Consider the following 16,478-nt stretch of genomic DNA (forward strand, 5'->3'; position numbering starts at 1 on the left):
CTGTATTCTGTTAAATAAGGGCTACTGCGTAGCCCTTATTTTTTTTCATGGCCATGTAGGCAAGCACACCCCAAAACAAGACTTGAACCCAAAGTAAGTACCAATTTTCGGCGATTTGCTGCCAACTTGCACCCATTTGGTTTAATCCTAAGAAACTTTGGATTGCTGGTGTACTTGGAAACAGTTTGGACAAAAACACGATAGGTGTCGGGATAGCTTCTACTGGCCATATAAAGCCTGCACTGAAGACCAAAGGCATTGAGCTGATCAATACAACTAACGTGACAAGCTCTCTTCTTGGTGTGATGGCGCCGAGCCAAATACCAATAAAGCTAGATGTCAGTAAGAATGGTAGAAGGAGTGTTAGTAACTCGCTGGGTTTACCTAGAGTGCGAATGCCATGAAATGAAAAGCTTGAGCCGAAATAATACATACTCAATAGATAATAAATACCCACCAAGACGAAAACACGTACGCCAAAAAGTGCGGCGGGAGAAACTTGATTCCAATACCCTTTGCCGTGCTTTTGAGTCCCTACGATAAGACCAGCCGCCATGGCTAATGTTTGCTGCAAAATTAATACAAAGACCGCGGGAACAACGTAATCGACATACCCCATTTCTGGGTTAAAGGTCGGCTTCATATTGAGTTTCACTGGTGTGTATTGTTCTGACGCCAAAGATAACGGCTCGCCATTGATCATCAAACGAGAAACCGTCGCTTTTGCCGCCAGAGTGCCTCCTGCGTGCGCAAGTCCTTCAACAATTGTCCCGTACACTAAAAAATAAGAAGCATCACCGGCGTAAGAAAGTGTCGGACTTTTCCCTAGCAGCAAATCTTTGTAAAAGTGCTCCGGAATCACCAAAATCCCACTGATTTCGCCGCTTAAAAATGCCGCTTTCGCTTGTGCGAGGGAATGATCCCGACGAACCACTTTTACTTGTTGGGTAGCGTCGACCATGCGCTCAAGTTGGTAGCTTTGTTGGCTACTATCGAGGTTGACCACGCTAACGTGTTGCTCTGTCGGTGTTTGCTGGCTGTATGGCAGCGGGTAGAGAAAAGAATAAAAGGCCACGCCACCGAATACGGTGAGTACCACAACGGGATTAGTGAATAGGGCTTTGAGTTCTGCTTTAAGCAGTTCAAACAGAGACATGAGAATCCTCCGATTGCGATGCTACCGTGAGGTGTTTTTTCATCAATAAAACAACCAAACATGCTGGGACAAGGTAACCAACCATAGGAAGTAGGTGTGTGAAAGTGTTGAACGTAGTCGCACCATAGCTTACTTGGCTCACTTGTACTTCAATATAATGACTAATAGGCAGTAGGCTGCGCCAAAACTGCGCTAACGCATTCATATCGCTGACAGGGAAGGTGATGCCCATAAAGGCAAAGCTTGGCGCGGTGAATGCACCTGCAAAGCTCATCGCGCGAGCAGGATCAAGTGTTAAAAAGAAGAAGAAACTTCCCATTACGATACACGCGAGCATGGTGATGAATTGTGCAAACACAAGCATCAACATGTTCCCGTGCCATGGCCATTCAAAACCAATATAAAACCAACAGAGAAAGCCAAACCCTTGCAACATAAACACGGGCATGTAAGGCAACAAGGTGTTGAGTAGTGTTCTGATAGGTTGTTCAGAAAGCCAAGGTAACAACCCTTTAACTCTTTGATTAGCTGCGAGAATAAGAATAGTGCTCACGACTATCACGATTTGCCATAACGCAGGCACGATGGCAGAAACCAAAAACTGTGCATAGTTTGAGTTTTTGTTGAAAAGAGGCGTGATTTGACTACGAATGGGAAGTGCTTGGCCCATCGCCGATTGAATGGTGCCACTTCCTTTTGCTAAATGATGAATGGTGGACAGTTTGGCATTAAAAGTCGTTTGTGCACCAACAAATGCAGAGTTGCTCAGCTTACCGACTAAGATCATCTGGCTGTTATAGAAAACAGAGATCTGCGGAGAAAGCCCTTTGATCACGGTTTTATCAAAATCTGTCGGAATGACGGCATAAGCATAAATGTCGCCTTTCACTAAAGCTTGTTTCGCTTCATTAGCACTTTGATATTGATGAGTTACTGCAATCGTGGGGCTTGCATCGAAATGTCGTGTCAGACTCACAGACATGGGACTGTGTGAGAGGTCGACAACTGCTACCGGTAAATCACGGGCAATACCTTGGGAAAATACGGCCCAAATGGATAGTGCAAGTGCAAGTGGTAACCAAGTGAGACACGACAATAACCATCTATCGTGTCTTAATATCTGCCATTGGGAGTAGGGTGCGCGTGTCATATTACAACGCAACCACTAAGCTCATGCCCATGCGTAGATCGTTACGTGGCGTCGTTGGACGTGCTTCGACTTCGAAGGTACGCAAGTCAAACCCTTGAGAGGCGTCGGTGGAACGCCAAGTCGCAAAATCTCCCATTACGGCAATATGTGACACTTCAAACTCAACGCTTTGATCGAGCGCCGGTAAGTAAGCAGTGAATTTGTGGCCTTTCTGAAATTGTTTAAGCTGATCTTCACGCACATTCAATACTGCCCATGAATCTTTGGTGTCGACAACCGTGACGACTGGGAAGCCTTGTGGTGCCAGCTCGCCACTTTGAAGCAATACTTGAGACACTTCACCGTTAAACCAACTTTCAATTTTGGTATCTGCGGCATAGGCTTCAACTTCTGCCACCGCACCAGCGGCCATGCGCGCTTTTTCTGCGGCAGCAACTTTGGTTTCACTGCGAGCGCCTTCTTTCGCCATTTGATACATTTGGAAAGCGGCGCTTTCAGTGTATTTAGCTGCGTCCCATTGGGTTTTAGCCTCATCACGTTTTTGCTCAGCGACAACACCATCTTGATAGAGGTTGTTCACGCGCAGGTAGGTTTTTTCCATCAGCTCAGCCGCTGCTTTAGCTTTTTGCCATTGGTCTTTGGCCGCTTGAATTTGTTGCTCACGAGCGCCTTTTTCTGCTTCTTCTGCGAGTGCTCCTGCTGCTTTTTGACCAGCAATGGCTTGTTCAAGCTTGGCATCAATCTCAGGGCTGTGAAGTGTGAAAATGAGCTGGCCTTTTTCAACTTCATCACCTTTACGCACTAAAACTTGATCAATTCGCCCCGGAACTTTAGATGAAATACTGTATTGCTGAGATTCGATTTGGCCTTGTAAGCGTAGCGGCTCGGGTTGAGAAGCTTGATAGAAGCTGTATCCAATCCATGAGCTCAAAGCGATGGCACCAGCGACAAGCACAACGGGTTTAGCATTTTTCATCATGGATCCTTATTTAGTTGCCGCACTGATGGCGGTTTGCTGGTATTGAGTGAATGTGTTCATTTCATTGGATAGGGCGAGCAACTTGGTTAGTGAGAGCAGGTAGTTAAACTTCGCTGCGGATTGCTGCGTTTGAATGCTTGCTAGGTAAAGCTGCGCATCGATAACGTCTGTTGAAGTGGATAGCCCTTGTGAAAAGGCTTTGTCGCGCAATTTTAAGTTCTCGTTGGCCAGTGCGAGGCTTGAGTCTAAACCTTGCACTTCTTCTTGTGCCTGTTGGGCTTCAAGATAGGTTTTTTGTACTAAAACGCTGAGGTCTTGTTTCGCCTGTGCCTTAAGATATTTCACTTGAGAGACGGCACTATGAGCAGCTTTAATTTGGTCACTGCGACCTGACGATTCAATCAAAGGGACATTGACGCCAATGCCGACGAGCCAGTCAGGCTTCATTTTGGAAGCCAAAGAGTCTTCTTCATAAAGGCTGTAATCACCATATAAATAGACTTCAGGGTAATATTTACCTTGTTCCGCTTTGATAAGGCTAGAGGCCTGTTTTTCTTTGGCGTCCAACAAATCCAACCCAGGATAGGTAGTGAGCGTTTGGTCGACGAAGGCATCCAGTGGTGGGAGAGTGTCATTAATAAACAATGAATCACGCGGCTCAACAACAGCTTGTTGATTGAGTACTTGTGTTAGCGCTGCTTGAGCGATATCGAGGTTTTTCTGGGCTTTTTTACGTTCGACGACCGCTTTATCCAGTGCCGCTTCGGCCTGAAGGCGCTCAACACGGGCAATTTGTCCTTGTTGCTCTAATTTAATGGCATTGTCGCGATGTTTGGTTAAACCTGATTCAACGAGTGTTCGTGTTTCCAGTACGTCTTTCGCGAGCAATACGCTGAAATAGTATTTACTCAAATCTTCGAAACGTGCCTGAGTATCCATCGCAAGCTGGCTCTTGGCTTCATCCACTTTGCCTTCTGCTGCGGATTGCGCTGCGCTGATGCGCCCACCAGTAAAAATTGGCCATATGGCACGAATTGATGAAGTGAAAATATCACGCTCTGTGATGGTGGAGGTGACCGAACCAGCTTGAGCTAACACGGGGCCAAGTATCGGCGCTAGATTTGGCGGCACATGCAGGCTTTGACCTGTGCTCTCAAACAAGTCTTTACCAGATAGTGTGATATCTGAATCTAAGCGAGTGTAGTTGGCACCAATGGAAACCGAGGGTAGGTTAAGGTTAGACGTAGACGATTCAATATGCTGATAGCGCTCAACATTAGCACGTTGAGCAGCTAGTGAGTTGTTGTCTTTTTGTAGTAGCTGCCAAGCTTGATCAAAGCTGATGGTGGCACTTAGAGAAAGTGGTGCGTATAAACTCAGGCAGCTAAGTAATACAGATAATGGTCGTAACGTCATAGCCGGGCTCGATGTAAAAAATGACTTTAGAGTATATGCTCTAATTGTTTTGGGTGCAATTATCGAACAACCTTATAGGCGACGCGGTTTGTATACAAAAAAAGGAGCTCATATGAGCTCCTAAATTTAGGTTGAAGACCTAATCATGCGGTAGTAATTATCGAGGTTGTTCCATTTTTGCAGGCGCCGGGCGCAGTTTCTGGACAATTTTTACCAATACTGGACTACATAGAACTAAGACAGCAAGAACAGTAAAGATCAGTGTAATTGGGCGTTCCCATAGGAAGCTGAGCTCGCCATCACTGATCATTAGTGCTCGGCGTAAGTTCTCTTCCATCAAGCCACCTAAAATAAAGCCAAGTAGCAATGGAGCCAGTGGGAAGTTGGCTAGCCTCAAGGCAATGGCGCCCATCGCAATCAACAACATGATAAATACATCCATGGTATTGAAGGAGACCAGATATACTCCGGTGATGGAGAAGAACAGGATCATCGGAAGCAGCACAGTTCTAGGGACTGCCAGTAACTTGGAGATATATGGGATCAGCGGCAGGTTTAAAATAACCAGCACAATGTTGCCAAAGTACATGGAAATAATCACTGACCAGAAAACATCTGGGTGTTCAACGAACAAGCGTGGCCCAGGCTGAATGCCGTATGCGATCAATGCACCAAGCATAATAGCGGTGGTGCCCGAACCCGGAATACCTAACGTAAGCAGAGGGACAAACGAACCACTTGATGCTGCATTGTTAGCCGACTCCGGTGCCACAAGGCCACGAATACTGCCTTTACCAAACTCTTCTTTTTTCTCTTTCGGAGCAAGGTTACGTTCCATACCGTAGCTAAGGAAAGCCGCAATGGTTGCGCCTGCACCCGGAAGGACGCCAGTAAAGAAACCTAAGATTGAAGAGCGGATAGAGACTGGCGCAACATCTTTTATTTCTTCCTTGGTGACCTTCATGGAACCGATATTGCTCATTCGGTTTTGTTCTTCGTTACGGGTGTCTTTTTCGGGTTTCAAGATCCCCATTAAGGTCTCACCGAGTGCAAAAGTCGCCATGGCCAATAGTAGGAAACTAAAACCATCCATCAAATCGGTTAGGCCGAAGGTGAAACGTTCCACACCGACGCCTTTATCAATTCCTACTGTAGACAGCATTAAGCCCAATACCGTCATCATCCATGCTTTGATGACTTGGCCTTTACCAGCAAAAGCAGCAACGGCAGACAAGCCAAGTAGCATCAGTGCAAAGTAATCAGATGATTGAAAGCTCAGCGATACAGTTGCCAGCGCTGGCGCTGCCACGAGCAGCATAATGGCGGACAAAGTGCCCCCAGTAAACGATGAATACGCTGCCAGTGCTAATGCTTTACCTGCCTGACCTTTTTGCGCCATTGGATAGCCATCAAATGCGGTTACTACGGTGGATGAGCAGCCCGGCGCATTGATTAAAATCGAAGAAGTTGAACCACCAAATACTGCGCCATAATAAACGCCTGCCATCAAAATAAGACCAGAAGAAGGCTCTAGGCCATAGGTGATAGGGATCATTAGCGCTATGGCGGAAATGGGTCCAAGCCCCGGCAACATGCCAATAAAGGTGCCGACGAAACAACCGACGATCACCATCATCAGGTTCATTGGCATCACTGCGGTCGATAGACCCTGTAAGATTCCATCTAACATAATCCAAGTCCTTAAATTACGATGCCCAAAGGGTAAAGATCAGCCCCGGTTCCAGATAAATATCCAGCCCCTGAGTCAGAAGAAGGTAGAAGGCGATCACGAATGGAAATGACGCCCCAAAAAGAATGCTTTTACGGCGCTCTCCGAGTAAGTAGAAACCAGCAAGAAGAAAGAAACCTGTCGCTAATACAAACCCAAGGTAAGTCAGCCCAACACCATAGAGCGCCATCAGAGCAAGAAACCCACCAAGCAGTTTCCAGTTAAAGCTGACCACTGCGCCGCTTTGCTTGTCTGGTTGACCAGTGACCAATAAAAGTAGTGAGAGCCCAATGCCTACATAAGTAAGCAGGGTAGGAAGCGTTCTGGCCGTAAAGGGTTCGTACTCATCTCCGGGGAAAAGAGGTATTTGTGACGTTTGGTAGCCGTAACATAGGCATAGAAGCAAGAATATCATTGCACCGACACGATCGCGGCACAGTAGGTACTCTTTACTCATCAATTTCGTTGGCAGATCCGACATATCCAACTCCATATGAAGTTCTGAACCATGCTGCTTGAGTTGTTGGTATTAGCGACAAACGCATGACCTTATTCGCGGTGCAGATGGTTGGGTAAAGAAAAACCGTACTTAAGAAGTTAATGAAAATATTTTCAGGGTGGCCATTAACCAAAGGGTAAGCGGATTGCTGCTAGTCAATTTACTTACCTGTTTATTTCGCAATAAACAAAGGAGTTTTGAATGTAATCTTAAGTACGGCAAAAACAGGGTTAACCACTAACCGGAGTGACCGGTCAATGTGAGGACTGGTGCAAGTCAGCCCTCACTGGTGGGTTATTTCAAGAAACCAAGTTCACGCATTAGGTCGCCCATCTGCTTCTCTTGATCTTCCAGAAATGCGTAGAAATCTTTGTCTGCTTTGTAGTTGTCAATCCAGCCATTGCGGTCACGTACCACTTGCCATTGGTCTGTCTTGTACATTTTCTTCAGAGCCGTATTCCACTCATCAATTTTTTCTTGGCTTGCCCCAGGAGCGGCGAAGAATCCACGCCAGTTAGCGAATACAGTCTCATTGCCATACTCAGCAAGTGTTGGGATATCTGGAGCGGCGGCTAGACGCTCTGGTGCAGTGACGGCAAGAATTTTAACTTGGCCGGATTTTGACATCTCCAATACTTCACCAAGTCCGGTAGACAGAAGTTGCGTTTCACCAGAGAGCAATGCTGCCATTGCTTTACCGCCTGCATCGTATGCTATGTAGCGTACTTTCTTGGCATCAAAACCTTCGCCTTTAAAGGCGGCTGCAACCACAAGGTGATCCATGCTGCCACGCGCTGAGCCACCTGCAATTTTCACTTTGCGAGGGTTGCTTTCAAAATCCTTCACGACGTCTTTCCACGTGCTGTATTTTGAATCAGGGATGGTCACGATTGCGCCATAATCTGCAATGGTCGCGGCTACAGGGGTCAAATCACGGAAAGACTGAGGGAATACACCTGTGAGTGAACGAACGACGATAGGAGTTGAGTTCACCATCAGTGTGTCTTCTTGTCGTTGTGCTGTTTCAATAAGGTGTGCGATGGCTTTACCGCCGCCGCCGCCGGAGAGGTTTTGGAATGAGACATTTTCAACGATGTCTTCTTTGACCAATACATCACCCGTACCACGAGCGGTCATGTCCCAGCCACCGCCAGCGCCACCAGGAATTAGAAAGTGGATTTTGTCGAGATCAGCTGCAAAAGCGTTGAAAGAAAATGAAGCAGCGATGATCGAAGCGGCCAGTGTTGGTTTGAGTACCTTAAACATGTTTCACGTTCCTTATGTAGGCGTACATCTCTTAGTGAAATGCACTTATCGTTATATGTTTGGTCTGCTTGGAAGGAAAGATTCAACCTTGCAGATGTGTTTAAGGTTAAAAAGGTGTTAAATCTTTGTCTTTAAAGCGTATATAAAAAGAATATTGAGCATAAAGAAGGTTTTGTTCATAAAGTTCACGGTTGGTGAGAAAACAGGATGACGGTTGATTTCTCAAATGGTTATCCAGCTCATTTAGAGCCTGTGTCTTTTAGAAGCAACATTTGATAACAGGAAGGAAGCGATGAAGGAGTGGCTAACGTTGCGAGTGTGCGCGCCAGTGCAATAAAGTCATCTATGGGTTTGGCCAATCCGGTTCTGGTGAGTTGAGCTTGTGACGAGAACTTTGGGCTGGCAGTTAAACTTTGATGAGATTGGTATGCTGCGCCGATAGGAACCAAACTACCAAAATCGATGAGCGTCACTTGTTGCTGGTCATTTACGAGTAAGTTTTCAGGTTTAATGTCACCGTGGATATACCCTTTGTTATGTATGCTTGTCAGTATGGTGGCAACCTGCTTCTCCAATTGGTAAATATTGGAAATATTTTTCTGGGTCGGCCGCTCGCCACAAAAAGGCAATGTTAACCAATCGATGCCTTGTGAAGAGTGGTAATCCAACAATTCCGGCCAAGATTCAGCACGGTGTTGAGTGAGAAATTGCGCTTCTTGCAGGAGCTGTTGCTTTTTGGCTTGCGAGAAAGCGATTTTGATTACCACACAACCGTAGTTTTGGTGGCTGGCTTTAACGCTATGTTTTGTAATGAACTCATGAACCTGATAACCGGATCGCCGAAGTAAATGGACGATCCGGTCTCGTTGAGAAGTGTTGGTCATTATCGTTAATGTCATCTCAAATCAAATACTGCTTGGTAACGTAAAGCCAGCAAAGAATCCCGGCACAAATGGGTTGCTTTGCCCTTGAGTTCGAATCGCAAGTCGAACCTTGCTTCCTTCGTGGCTGAACTCAATATGAGTATCTTGTGATGTCGCATTTTTCACTCTTGGTTCGACCAACCTGAACCAATTCCAATGCCCGCTGTATTGCTGATTATCTAATGATTGCTGTTGGGCTTTCAGTTCAAAGGTTAGGCTGTCTGTAAGCTCATTTTCTCCTGTCCAAGAATGGTTACTCCATAGCATAGGCCCGTGTTGATAGCTGAATATCGGCTTTTCGGCAAAGATAGAAAATTCAGTGATGTCTGCGCTCATCTCCAAGGCTTTGATCTGAAACTGAACGGTTACTTTACTCGGATCACTTAAAAATAGTGCGCTGCGTATGTCGCTTGCTTTCTCGAGCATTTGCCACACACTTGGGTCCAGCGCTAAGCCTGAGTTGGGTAATAAACCCGGTAGGTAAGGGCTATGATCGTCAGCTTTAATAAAACTCTTTAGTTTGCTGTTGTAGTAGCTGTCCAATGTACCGCTGGATTTAAAAAAGGTTTTTACATCAGCAATGCTGGCTTCCGACGTCGCACCGCGACTGAAGGGATAAAATGCTGCAATGGTTTGTTGATAGGGTTGATAGACCTCTTTTTGCCAAGTTGTGTTGAGATATTGATGGGCAAGGCTTAATAGCATCTCATTGCTTTGTACTGTGATGTTTTTCAGAATTTGCGCCAATAAGATATGTTGATTGTCATTGAGCGAGGATAAGGTTGAGATCGGATTACTGGCTTTCAGTGACGCTGAAAGGGTTTGATAAGCCAGTTTTTGTGGGTCATTACTGCTGTAATAGTTACTGAGCCAGCTTTGAGTTTTAGTGAGCAGGCCTAGGATGGTGTCAATGGGCTTTTGACCTTGCTCATCTGTGGCAACAAGTTTGTGGAATTCTTGAAAACTCAGCTTAATTTGTCTTGCTGATTCGACTTTGTCGTTATCAATATCAGCTTGCGACTGTGTGCTTTCATTTTGGTCCTGACTTGGTGTCATGAGCTGGACTGCAGTGTATTTGCTGATGATGTTATACAGATTTGATACCGGGTTATCGCTTGCTGCAGTGAGAATATCTAAGGTGTTATTTAAAGCCGCTGAATTGTTGATCTCTACAACACTGACATTCGCGATGAAATCACGCCAATAGTTAATGTAGTCATTTTGATACATCTGTTTCAGGTCTCGACTGATGCGATACATCTCGAGTGCGCTTGGCGCTGTTCCTGCGACCCCTTCATAGGCAGAAAGGGCTTCTTTTAATACTGGAGAGTCGACAGACAGATCCAACTCATTGAACCCAGAAGGGGTATATAGGTAGGGAACCATATACCCCACGTACTGGGGTGAGAAATGGAAAATTTGTGAAAACTGGTTGCCAAGTTCATGGCGAACATCAATGCGTGAAGCGTACTTGGCTGAGTTCAAAATGTGATCATACAAGAGTGTCTCAACACCCGTTTGATTGATTACTTTCTTTGCGAGCTGCTCTAACTCGACATTTGCCTTTACGGGGACCAGATCTTTTGTAAACACATCATCTAAAAGGACCTGCAATTGGGCAAGGTTGACGCTGTCTGCTTCTCCTTGCTCTTGTAAGCTGTTGATAAAATAGCTCTTGAGCTCTTCAATATTCGTCCTTTCCTTATTGAAGAGTAAGCGATAGCTGTTAAGTAGAGAGAGCGTTTTTGCCTGATCTTCTAAGTTTACGTAGACAAATAAATCTTTCTCCAGCGTATTCTCCATAGATGGGATCAACACTTGCTCTAACTCATTGAAATATGCCTGTTCTACCTCTTGTTTAATGCTAGAGCTGGGGAAGAAAGGCAAGGAGTACCATGGTTCTGGTTGGAGGTACAACGCGTAGATCTTGTGCAGAGAATAGAGATTAGGAATGTTGTCAGCCATATTTTCAATATCATATGGTGCTGCGGCAATGGCTTCTTTATATCTTTCCAGCATGTTATCCGCACGAGCTTCACGCAGGTTTTGGTAGTCAAAATCGAATTTGATGACAGCCAAAACAAAACCAAGGATCGCTAACCACGTGAACGTGTAGGCGGTTTGAGCAAAAAATAGGAAGTTCTGTTTGCGCTTATTCACGCCAACTAATGTGTGTTCATTTAACACCACATGACTCATGAGGTGCTGTGCAAACAGTGTTTGTTGGACTGGTATTTGAGAGTGATGCTTGTAGTGTTCATGCCCCAAGGCAAGATTGACGGCACTTGCGAGTAGATCGTTGGTTTCGCCTTCTTGCCCGGTGTGAGTAAAGTAAAAGCCTCTAAATTGAAGGCCATCACTAAGCTGTTCTCCTCGATACAATCGTTGTAAGAACAACCACAAGCTTTGCTTCAATAGGCCAAATTGGTAGGGGGCGCTGGAAATGGCCGTTCGGTAATCTTGGTTTAATTGCCCTGAGAGTGCAGTGCTCATGTTCGCAATGAGTTGCGATATAAGATGGTCATATTCATCATTAAACCAGTTAGCATCGATACCGCCATGTTTTTGATGTGGCGATGTGGCTCCGAAAACTTCATTTCGTTTTGCTTCATCAAATGCAGAGAAAAACTGACAAAAATCGGCGATATTGCCCATATTTGTGATGATATTATAAATCGGCAAATTTAACCCAAACACATGATTGAAGGTTTTTATTTGCGATTTTTGCTGATCAGCGTGTTGGGTAATCGCTTCGCTGCTTTTTAGTAGGCTATCTACGTTGGTTGAAAGCAACAAGCCATTAATGGCTTGTCGAGGGCGCCATTTCATCAGACAACGGCACAGTGTTTGGATATATTCAGGGTGTTGATCCTCTCCCTGACTGATAGAAATGAGAATCGAGTGCTCACTGAGCCAGAATAGAATCGGGAACTCAATATCATTCCCAAAATCGTCAACCTTATAGGCTTCATAACCCATCTGAGTCATGATGCTTCGATCTTTACTAGGCTCTTCACTCAGCAGTAAGTAAATAGGCTGATCATACCGACTGGTCAGGCGTTTTTTACGCTTTTGTGCATTTAGCATACGTTTAAAATGCAGCGCAAGTAGCTTTTTACGTTTCTGAACCAGCAAATGTTCATGTGTCGCCTTTGGCTTATTTCGCTTCCGCCAAAGTAGCCAGAAACAAAGTCCACAACTGAGCATTCCGACAAATAGCGCCGCAATTAAGCTTTGGATCCAATATGTGGGAGAAAACAAAAACCAAGCGCTGATAAAAACAATTCCTGAAAGAAGGATGAAAACAAGCAGGCTAATCACTGCTAGTTTGCCTTTCGACGGTTTTTGAGTGTTTGGTGCTTCCGTAGCCATAGTTAATTCGATTCTTCCTTGCTGTCTACTGAACCAGAGGTCTGAACAATAATGGGTTTAATGCTCGCTTTCTCGCTGAACCAGTCTTTTATTTCACGAGCTTGTTGTATGGATTCTGTTCTAATGATGACTCTGAAATAAGCACGATACTGATCAACTTGTGTGTGATAACTCGATGGGGGGAGTTGATTGACATACGCGCGTGCATTTTTTTCGGTTGAAAAAGTCGCAAGTTGAACCAACCAGTCTGTTTGGGAAGGCGCAACCGTAACAGTTGGTGATGCGATGGCTTCCAACTTACTCCCACGTTGAGGTGCGCTTTGTAAATCCTTATCGCTACTAATAAAAACGATGTCACTTACTTCACCAGAGAGCACATATCGCTGGCTGTAATCGGTTAAAAAACTAAAATCACGTGCGCGCTGGTCATGCGTTTTGTTATACCAAAATTGGGTAAGTGCAATGGTGGTTGTGATAAGGCAGACAAAAAATAGGGTAGTGATCCAGTAACGCTTTTTGCGTGAGGGTTTACGTACTTTGGGTAAGGTGACTTTTGTGTGGCAGAAAATTCCACCGATTTGCCGATACTGGCTAATGATTTGTTCAAGCTGGTGGATAAATAACTTTCTTTGTTCACTACCAGCTTCTTGATATTGACCACGAAATCCCACATTAAGAAAAATGTAAATGATTTCGAGTAGGTCGATCAGTTTATGGGGTTGACGTAGTGCTTTGTCGGCGACAGTAAAAAACAATTCACCACCGTTACGCATGCCAAAAAGCTCACTTAAGAGCGTTTTGTTTTCCCAACCTCGCTTTTCTCCCCAGTCTGTATAGATGATGAATTCATCTAATACTACGGCATATAGAAAACACAGCTTGTCGATAACCGCGACGGGATAAGTTAATTCGGCACCTTTTGCTTTGATCTCGTTAATGCTTTTAACAAGCTGATGTCTTAGTGTCGAGAGGTCTTCTGGTTCTGGGAGTGTCTGGACTTTTAATGTGATCGATAGTAATTCACTACTAATATTAATGAGCTGATTCTCAGCCTTATCAAAATGGCGAAGAAATTCGATTTGCTGATTACCGACCAGTACGCGCTTGTCTTTAGGTTGGTCTGTTGTGCTATTAGGGGCAACGAAACTCTGTTCGCCGCCATCCCAAACCAATGTGTCTTCGTCTAAATAGTCCATTGGCTACCTCAGCGCGTACAAAACGACATCCAATTCTGCTATGCGGGCGTCGATATGCAGTGCAATTGCATCTCTGTTTTCAAGCATTTCCGTCCACATGCGATCGGAGGTGTCGATTTCAAAATATGCCATTCCCTGCATTGGTTTTAGCTCGCTAGGCGCTAACGGTAATGGTGTCAATTGGATTCCAGACAGGGCATTGCGCACGATATCAACGATGCGGTTGTTGTTACTAAGCTTGGCTGATATCGGAAACAACTCGTTGAGTTCAGAACTGCTGACGTTAGATTTAACACTCAGCACAAAGCGACGATTAGCTACACTACTTGGGTCTTTGATCATAGTGCGCAATAGGCGGCGTTTTTCGAATAATGAACTGTCCCAGTGGAATTCGATAACAGAGTCTTGCTGAACTAATGTCAGTAAATTTCTAAGGCTAGAAAACAGCGGATTAAAATTCTGATACAGCTTGTGGTATTGCAATGTTTGGCACACATCAGGAATAGCGGGTGTTAACGCCATCACTTGTGCTTCAAACTGTTTCAGCTTTTCATAGAGTTGGTGTGTTTGCAGCTTGTCATTGCTGATGGTTAGGTCAAACCAAGGCAACCAAGTATTTAGAGTTTGAAGCCAGAGATAATCTTGCATCATGGACTGGGCGCTTTTTTGCCCTTGTCCTGCCTGAATTCGTTTGAGTAGATTGGATGCACGATTGCTGGTTAGGGCATGGATCTCTTTCACTCGCTCAGTGAGGAACTGTGATGCGCCATAATGTAAGCAAGCCGGAATGAAAGCGCGGTCAAGAATGACGTCTCCCGATTCGGTACTTTCAAGAATCTTTGCGACAGGAATGAGCGTAAAGCCTGACATATCTTCGCCTTCCAACTTAATACTGATATTTAAGTGAGCAACATCAATTTCAACGCTAGCATTGTCTGTGGTGGCAGTATCGAACACATCGATAGACTGAGTGATATAGCGAGACTGAGCAGATTCAGTATTGCTGTAATCGTTGTTCCCCTGAAGTGAAATTGGCAGGGCTAGATACGCGTTTGACTCGATGGTTCCCTGCGGGATATCAATGGCAATTTCTCGTTTTAAATCAAAGTACGTACCATCTGGGAATACTCCTGAACATGTTGTTACTGACAACTTGCCGATTTTCAGTAAATCGTGATTAATGGTGAGTTCGGTGATGCCGTAGAATGGAGCAAAGCCCGCCAGTGTTTCTACGTTCTGACGAATGTAATTTTGAACGTATCGGTCTTGTTGTTGAAAATGTTGTGGGGCAATGAACATACCTTCTTGCCATACTACTTTCTTAAATGCGTCCACGTGATTTCCCTATCTACTAACGGTGATTAAAAGATCTGCCACCAACTGGAATCAGGTGTGATGATTTCTAATGTTGCGTTCAAACCTGAAACGGACAGTTGTAAATACTGGTCATCGTTGCCTGGAAGTGTTGAGACCGACTTCGGCTCACTTTTCTGATAGTTGGCAAACTCGACCAATACGGCGAGATATTGAGTGTTCTTGTTGATGTCTAATGTCACATCAGTGGTTGTTTTCGGCAATGCAACGGGCAGTACTTGTTTAGAGACAAGGTTAGCCGCAAGTAGCTGAACATCGTTATTGTACAAATCGATAAAAGGCAGCTGGTTGAACATTTGTTGGTCAGTGAGCTGATAAACTCGAATGACAACTGGGTTCGCATCGTTATAACCCGTTGGATTTATCGCATCATCCGTGCTGATTTTTAAACGGTATTGCGATACGACGGGAGTCGAGTCAGACGAGCACCCCGAGATCATGATGGTGAGAAACAGTAATAATCGAACCATTACTTTTCCTCTCGTGTTTTTTGCATGTTTTCCATAAACAGTGCTTTAAACTGCCTTCTGAAATCTCCACTGTCTTGACGGCGCTTAAAGTGTTTTCGGTAGATCCGCCAGTAACGTTTCTCCTTACTAGAGAACAAGCTGCCAGACATATACTCATTAAATTGGTGTTCTAGTTGCGAGGGTTCAAGTTCAGCAAGAAATTGATCAATGGTTTGTTCAAGTGCTTGAAAAAGAACTTCATGTTGCAACATGGGGTTACGAAGGTATTGTTGGTTTTTTTCTGTGATGGTGATGAGTTTATCGATGGATGCTTCGATTTGAGTGTCTTTACCTTCAGAAACTGGCAGGTATTCGTGTTGCTTTGGATCGCGAGAATCTTCCCTTGGTATTGCATCGCCACTCAATTCGATGTTTGGGTCAATTTTTTCTGCGTCTATGTCTTCAAATGGATCACTAGAAAATGGGTCATCACTCAGTACATTTTTATGTGAAAAGGGACTTTCTTCCACGATATCGGGAGACAGGGAGACCGTTTCAAGAAAGTCTGCATCTTCATCTTCTAAATTTAGAGAGAATGGTTGGCTCATAGATGGTTCTTCATGTTGAGGTTCTTCTTCTGTGCTTGTTGAATGAGCAAAAGTAGATACCAACATTGAATAGTTTTCGACCTTGATGATATCCCCATCACTAAGGGGATAATCCTTGTTTGAAGTTAATGGCTTATCGTTAAGCTGAAGAGGGTTTTTTCCCATGTTTTTAATGGTATACCCTTTACCATTACGCGTAATCTGACCATGAACACGGGAGATCCGCTTGTGTTGATCGGGTAAAGCGATATCACATGAAGGTGCCCGACCAAGCTCACCTCCTTGCTCTGGTAAATAGATCACGCGTGAGGTTACGACCTCTTCAGCGGGTACAGAAATCAAATGAATACTGATTGCCACT

13 protein-coding genes are annotated in these 16,478 nt (G+C 44.7%); all 13 read right to left on the minus strand.

Annotated features, from left to right (window positions below; genetic code table 11):
* Nucleotides 1-10: 10 nt before the first annotated feature.
* Nucleotides 11-1,156, minus strand: a complete 1,146-nt coding sequence (locus tag ACQEXU_RS01930; protein WP_427009451.1) for an ABC transporter permease — start codon at nucleotides 1,154-1,156, stop codon at nucleotides 11-13.
* Nucleotides 1,143-2,306, minus strand: coding sequence for an ABC transporter permease (locus tag ACQEXU_RS01935; protein WP_427009452.1), 1,164 nt, complete (start codon nucleotides 2,304-2,306; stop codon nucleotides 1,143-1,145). The genes ACQEXU_RS01930 and ACQEXU_RS01935 overlap by 14 nt, the downstream gene beginning before the upstream one ends.
* 1 nt (nucleotide 2,307) lies before the next feature.
* On the minus strand, nucleotides 2,308-3,282 hold the full coding sequence (locus ACQEXU_RS01940; RefSeq protein ID WP_367986531.1) for an HlyD family secretion protein: 975 nt from the start codon (nucleotides 3,280-3,282) through the stop codon (nucleotides 2,308-2,310).
* 9 nt (nucleotides 3,283-3,291) lie between these two features.
* A complete protein-coding gene (locus ACQEXU_RS01945; protein ID WP_427009453.1) occupies nucleotides 3,292-4,701 on the minus strand; it encodes a TolC family protein in 1,410 nt (469 codons plus the stop codon).
* A 157-nt stretch (nucleotides 4,702-4,858) separates the two neighbouring features.
* Nucleotides 4,859-6,391: a tripartite tricarboxylate transporter permease gene (locus ACQEXU_RS01950; RefSeq protein ID WP_427009454.1), complete on the minus strand. Its 1,533-nt coding sequence runs from the start codon at nucleotides 6,389-6,391 to the stop codon at nucleotides 4,859-4,861.
* A 16-nt stretch (nucleotides 6,392-6,407) separates the two neighbouring features.
* Complete coding sequence (locus ACQEXU_RS01955; RefSeq protein WP_427009455.1) at nucleotides 6,408-6,911, minus strand: tripartite tricarboxylate transporter TctB family protein; 504 nt, start codon at nucleotides 6,909-6,911, stop codon at nucleotides 6,408-6,410.
* A 312-nt stretch (nucleotides 6,912-7,223) separates the two neighbouring features.
* On the minus strand, nucleotides 7,224-8,195 hold the full coding sequence (locus ACQEXU_RS01960) for a tripartite tricarboxylate transporter substrate binding protein (protein ID WP_427009456.1): 972 nt from the start codon (nucleotides 8,193-8,195) through the stop codon (nucleotides 7,224-7,226).
* Between the two features lie 239 nt (nucleotides 8,196-8,434).
* Nucleotides 8,435-9,094, minus strand: a complete 660-nt coding sequence (locus ACQEXU_RS01965) for a protein kinase domain-containing protein (RefSeq protein WP_427009457.1) — start codon at nucleotides 9,092-9,094, stop codon at nucleotides 8,435-8,437.
* A gap of 6 nt (nucleotides 9,095-9,100) precedes the next feature.
* On the minus strand, nucleotides 9,101-12,490 hold the full coding sequence (gene tssM, locus ACQEXU_RS01970; RefSeq protein WP_427009458.1) for a type VI secretion system membrane subunit TssM: 3,390 nt from the start codon (nucleotides 12,488-12,490) through the stop codon (nucleotides 9,101-9,103).
* Nucleotides 12,491-12,492: 2 nt separating this feature from the next.
* Nucleotides 12,493-13,686 (minus strand): type IVB secretion system protein IcmH/DotU, encoded by a 1,194-nt coding sequence (icmH, locus tag ACQEXU_RS01975; RefSeq protein WP_427009459.1) that lies wholly within the window; start codon nucleotides 13,684-13,686, stop codon nucleotides 12,493-12,495.
* A gap of 3 nt (nucleotides 13,687-13,689) precedes the next feature.
* The gene (gene tssK, locus ACQEXU_RS01980) at nucleotides 13,690-15,021 is read right to left on the minus strand and encodes a type VI secretion system baseplate subunit TssK (protein ID WP_427009460.1); all 1,332 of its coding nucleotides are present in this window, start codon (nucleotides 15,019-15,021) and stop codon (nucleotides 13,690-13,692) included.
* A 26-nt stretch (nucleotides 15,022-15,047) separates the two neighbouring features.
* Nucleotides 15,048-15,530 (minus strand): type VI secretion system lipoprotein TssJ, encoded by a 483-nt coding sequence (gene tssJ / locus ACQEXU_RS01985; RefSeq protein WP_427009461.1) that lies wholly within the window; start codon nucleotides 15,528-15,530, stop codon nucleotides 15,048-15,050.
* A complete protein-coding gene (locus tag ACQEXU_RS01990; protein ID WP_427009462.1) occupies nucleotides 15,530-16,477 on the minus strand; it encodes an FHA domain-containing protein in 948 nt (315 codons plus the stop codon). Before ACQEXU_RS01990 ends, tssJ begins: the two co-directional genes overlap by 1 nt.
* Between the last annotated feature and the right edge of the window lies 1 nt (nucleotide 16,478).

Source organism: Vibrio sp. TRT 21S02, from assembly GCF_050113675.1.
In the GTDB taxonomy this organism is placed as follows: Bacteria; Pseudomonadota; Gammaproteobacteria; order Enterobacterales; family Vibrionaceae; genus Vibrio.

Bases quoted from the DNA above. Each gene is read 5' to 3' on its own strand.
- ACQEXU_RS01930 (WP_427009451.1), bottom strand. From the start codon at position 1,156: ATGTCTCTGTTTGAACTGCTTAAAGCAGAACTCAAAGCCCTATTCACT.
- ACQEXU_RS01935 (WP_427009452.1), bottom strand. From the start codon at position 2,306: ATGACACGCGCACCCTACTCCCAATGGCAGATATTAAGACACGATAGA.
- ACQEXU_RS01940 (WP_367986531.1), bottom strand. From the start codon at position 3,282: ATGAAAAATGCTAAACCCGTTGTGCTTGTCGCTGGTGCCATCGCTTTG.
- ACQEXU_RS01945 (WP_427009453.1), bottom strand. From the start codon at position 4,701: ATGACGTTACGACCATTATCTGTATTACTTAGCTGCCTGAGTTTATAC.
- ACQEXU_RS01950 (WP_427009454.1), bottom strand. From the start codon at position 6,391: ATGTTAGATGGAATCTTACAGGGTCTATCGACCGCAGTGATGCCAATG.
- ACQEXU_RS01955 (WP_427009455.1), bottom strand. From the start codon at position 6,911: ATGTCGGATCTGCCAACGAAATTGATGAGTAAAGAGTACCTACTGTGC.
- ACQEXU_RS01960 (WP_427009456.1), bottom strand. From the start codon at position 8,195: ATGTTTAAGGTACTCAAACCAACACTGGCCGCTTCGATCATCGCTGCT.
- ACQEXU_RS01965 (WP_427009457.1), bottom strand. From the start codon at position 9,094: ATGACATTAACGATAATGACCAACACTTCTCAACGAGACCGGATCGTC.
- tssM (WP_427009458.1), bottom strand. From the start codon at position 12,490: ATGGCTACGGAAGCACCAAACACTCAAAAACCGTCGAAAGGCAAACTA.
- icmH (WP_427009459.1), bottom strand. From the start codon at position 13,686: ATGGACTATTTAGACGAAGACACATTGGTTTGGGATGGCGGCGAACAG.
- tssJ (WP_427009461.1), bottom strand. From the start codon at position 15,530: ATGGTTCGATTATTACTGTTTCTCACCATCATGATCTCGGGGTGCTCG.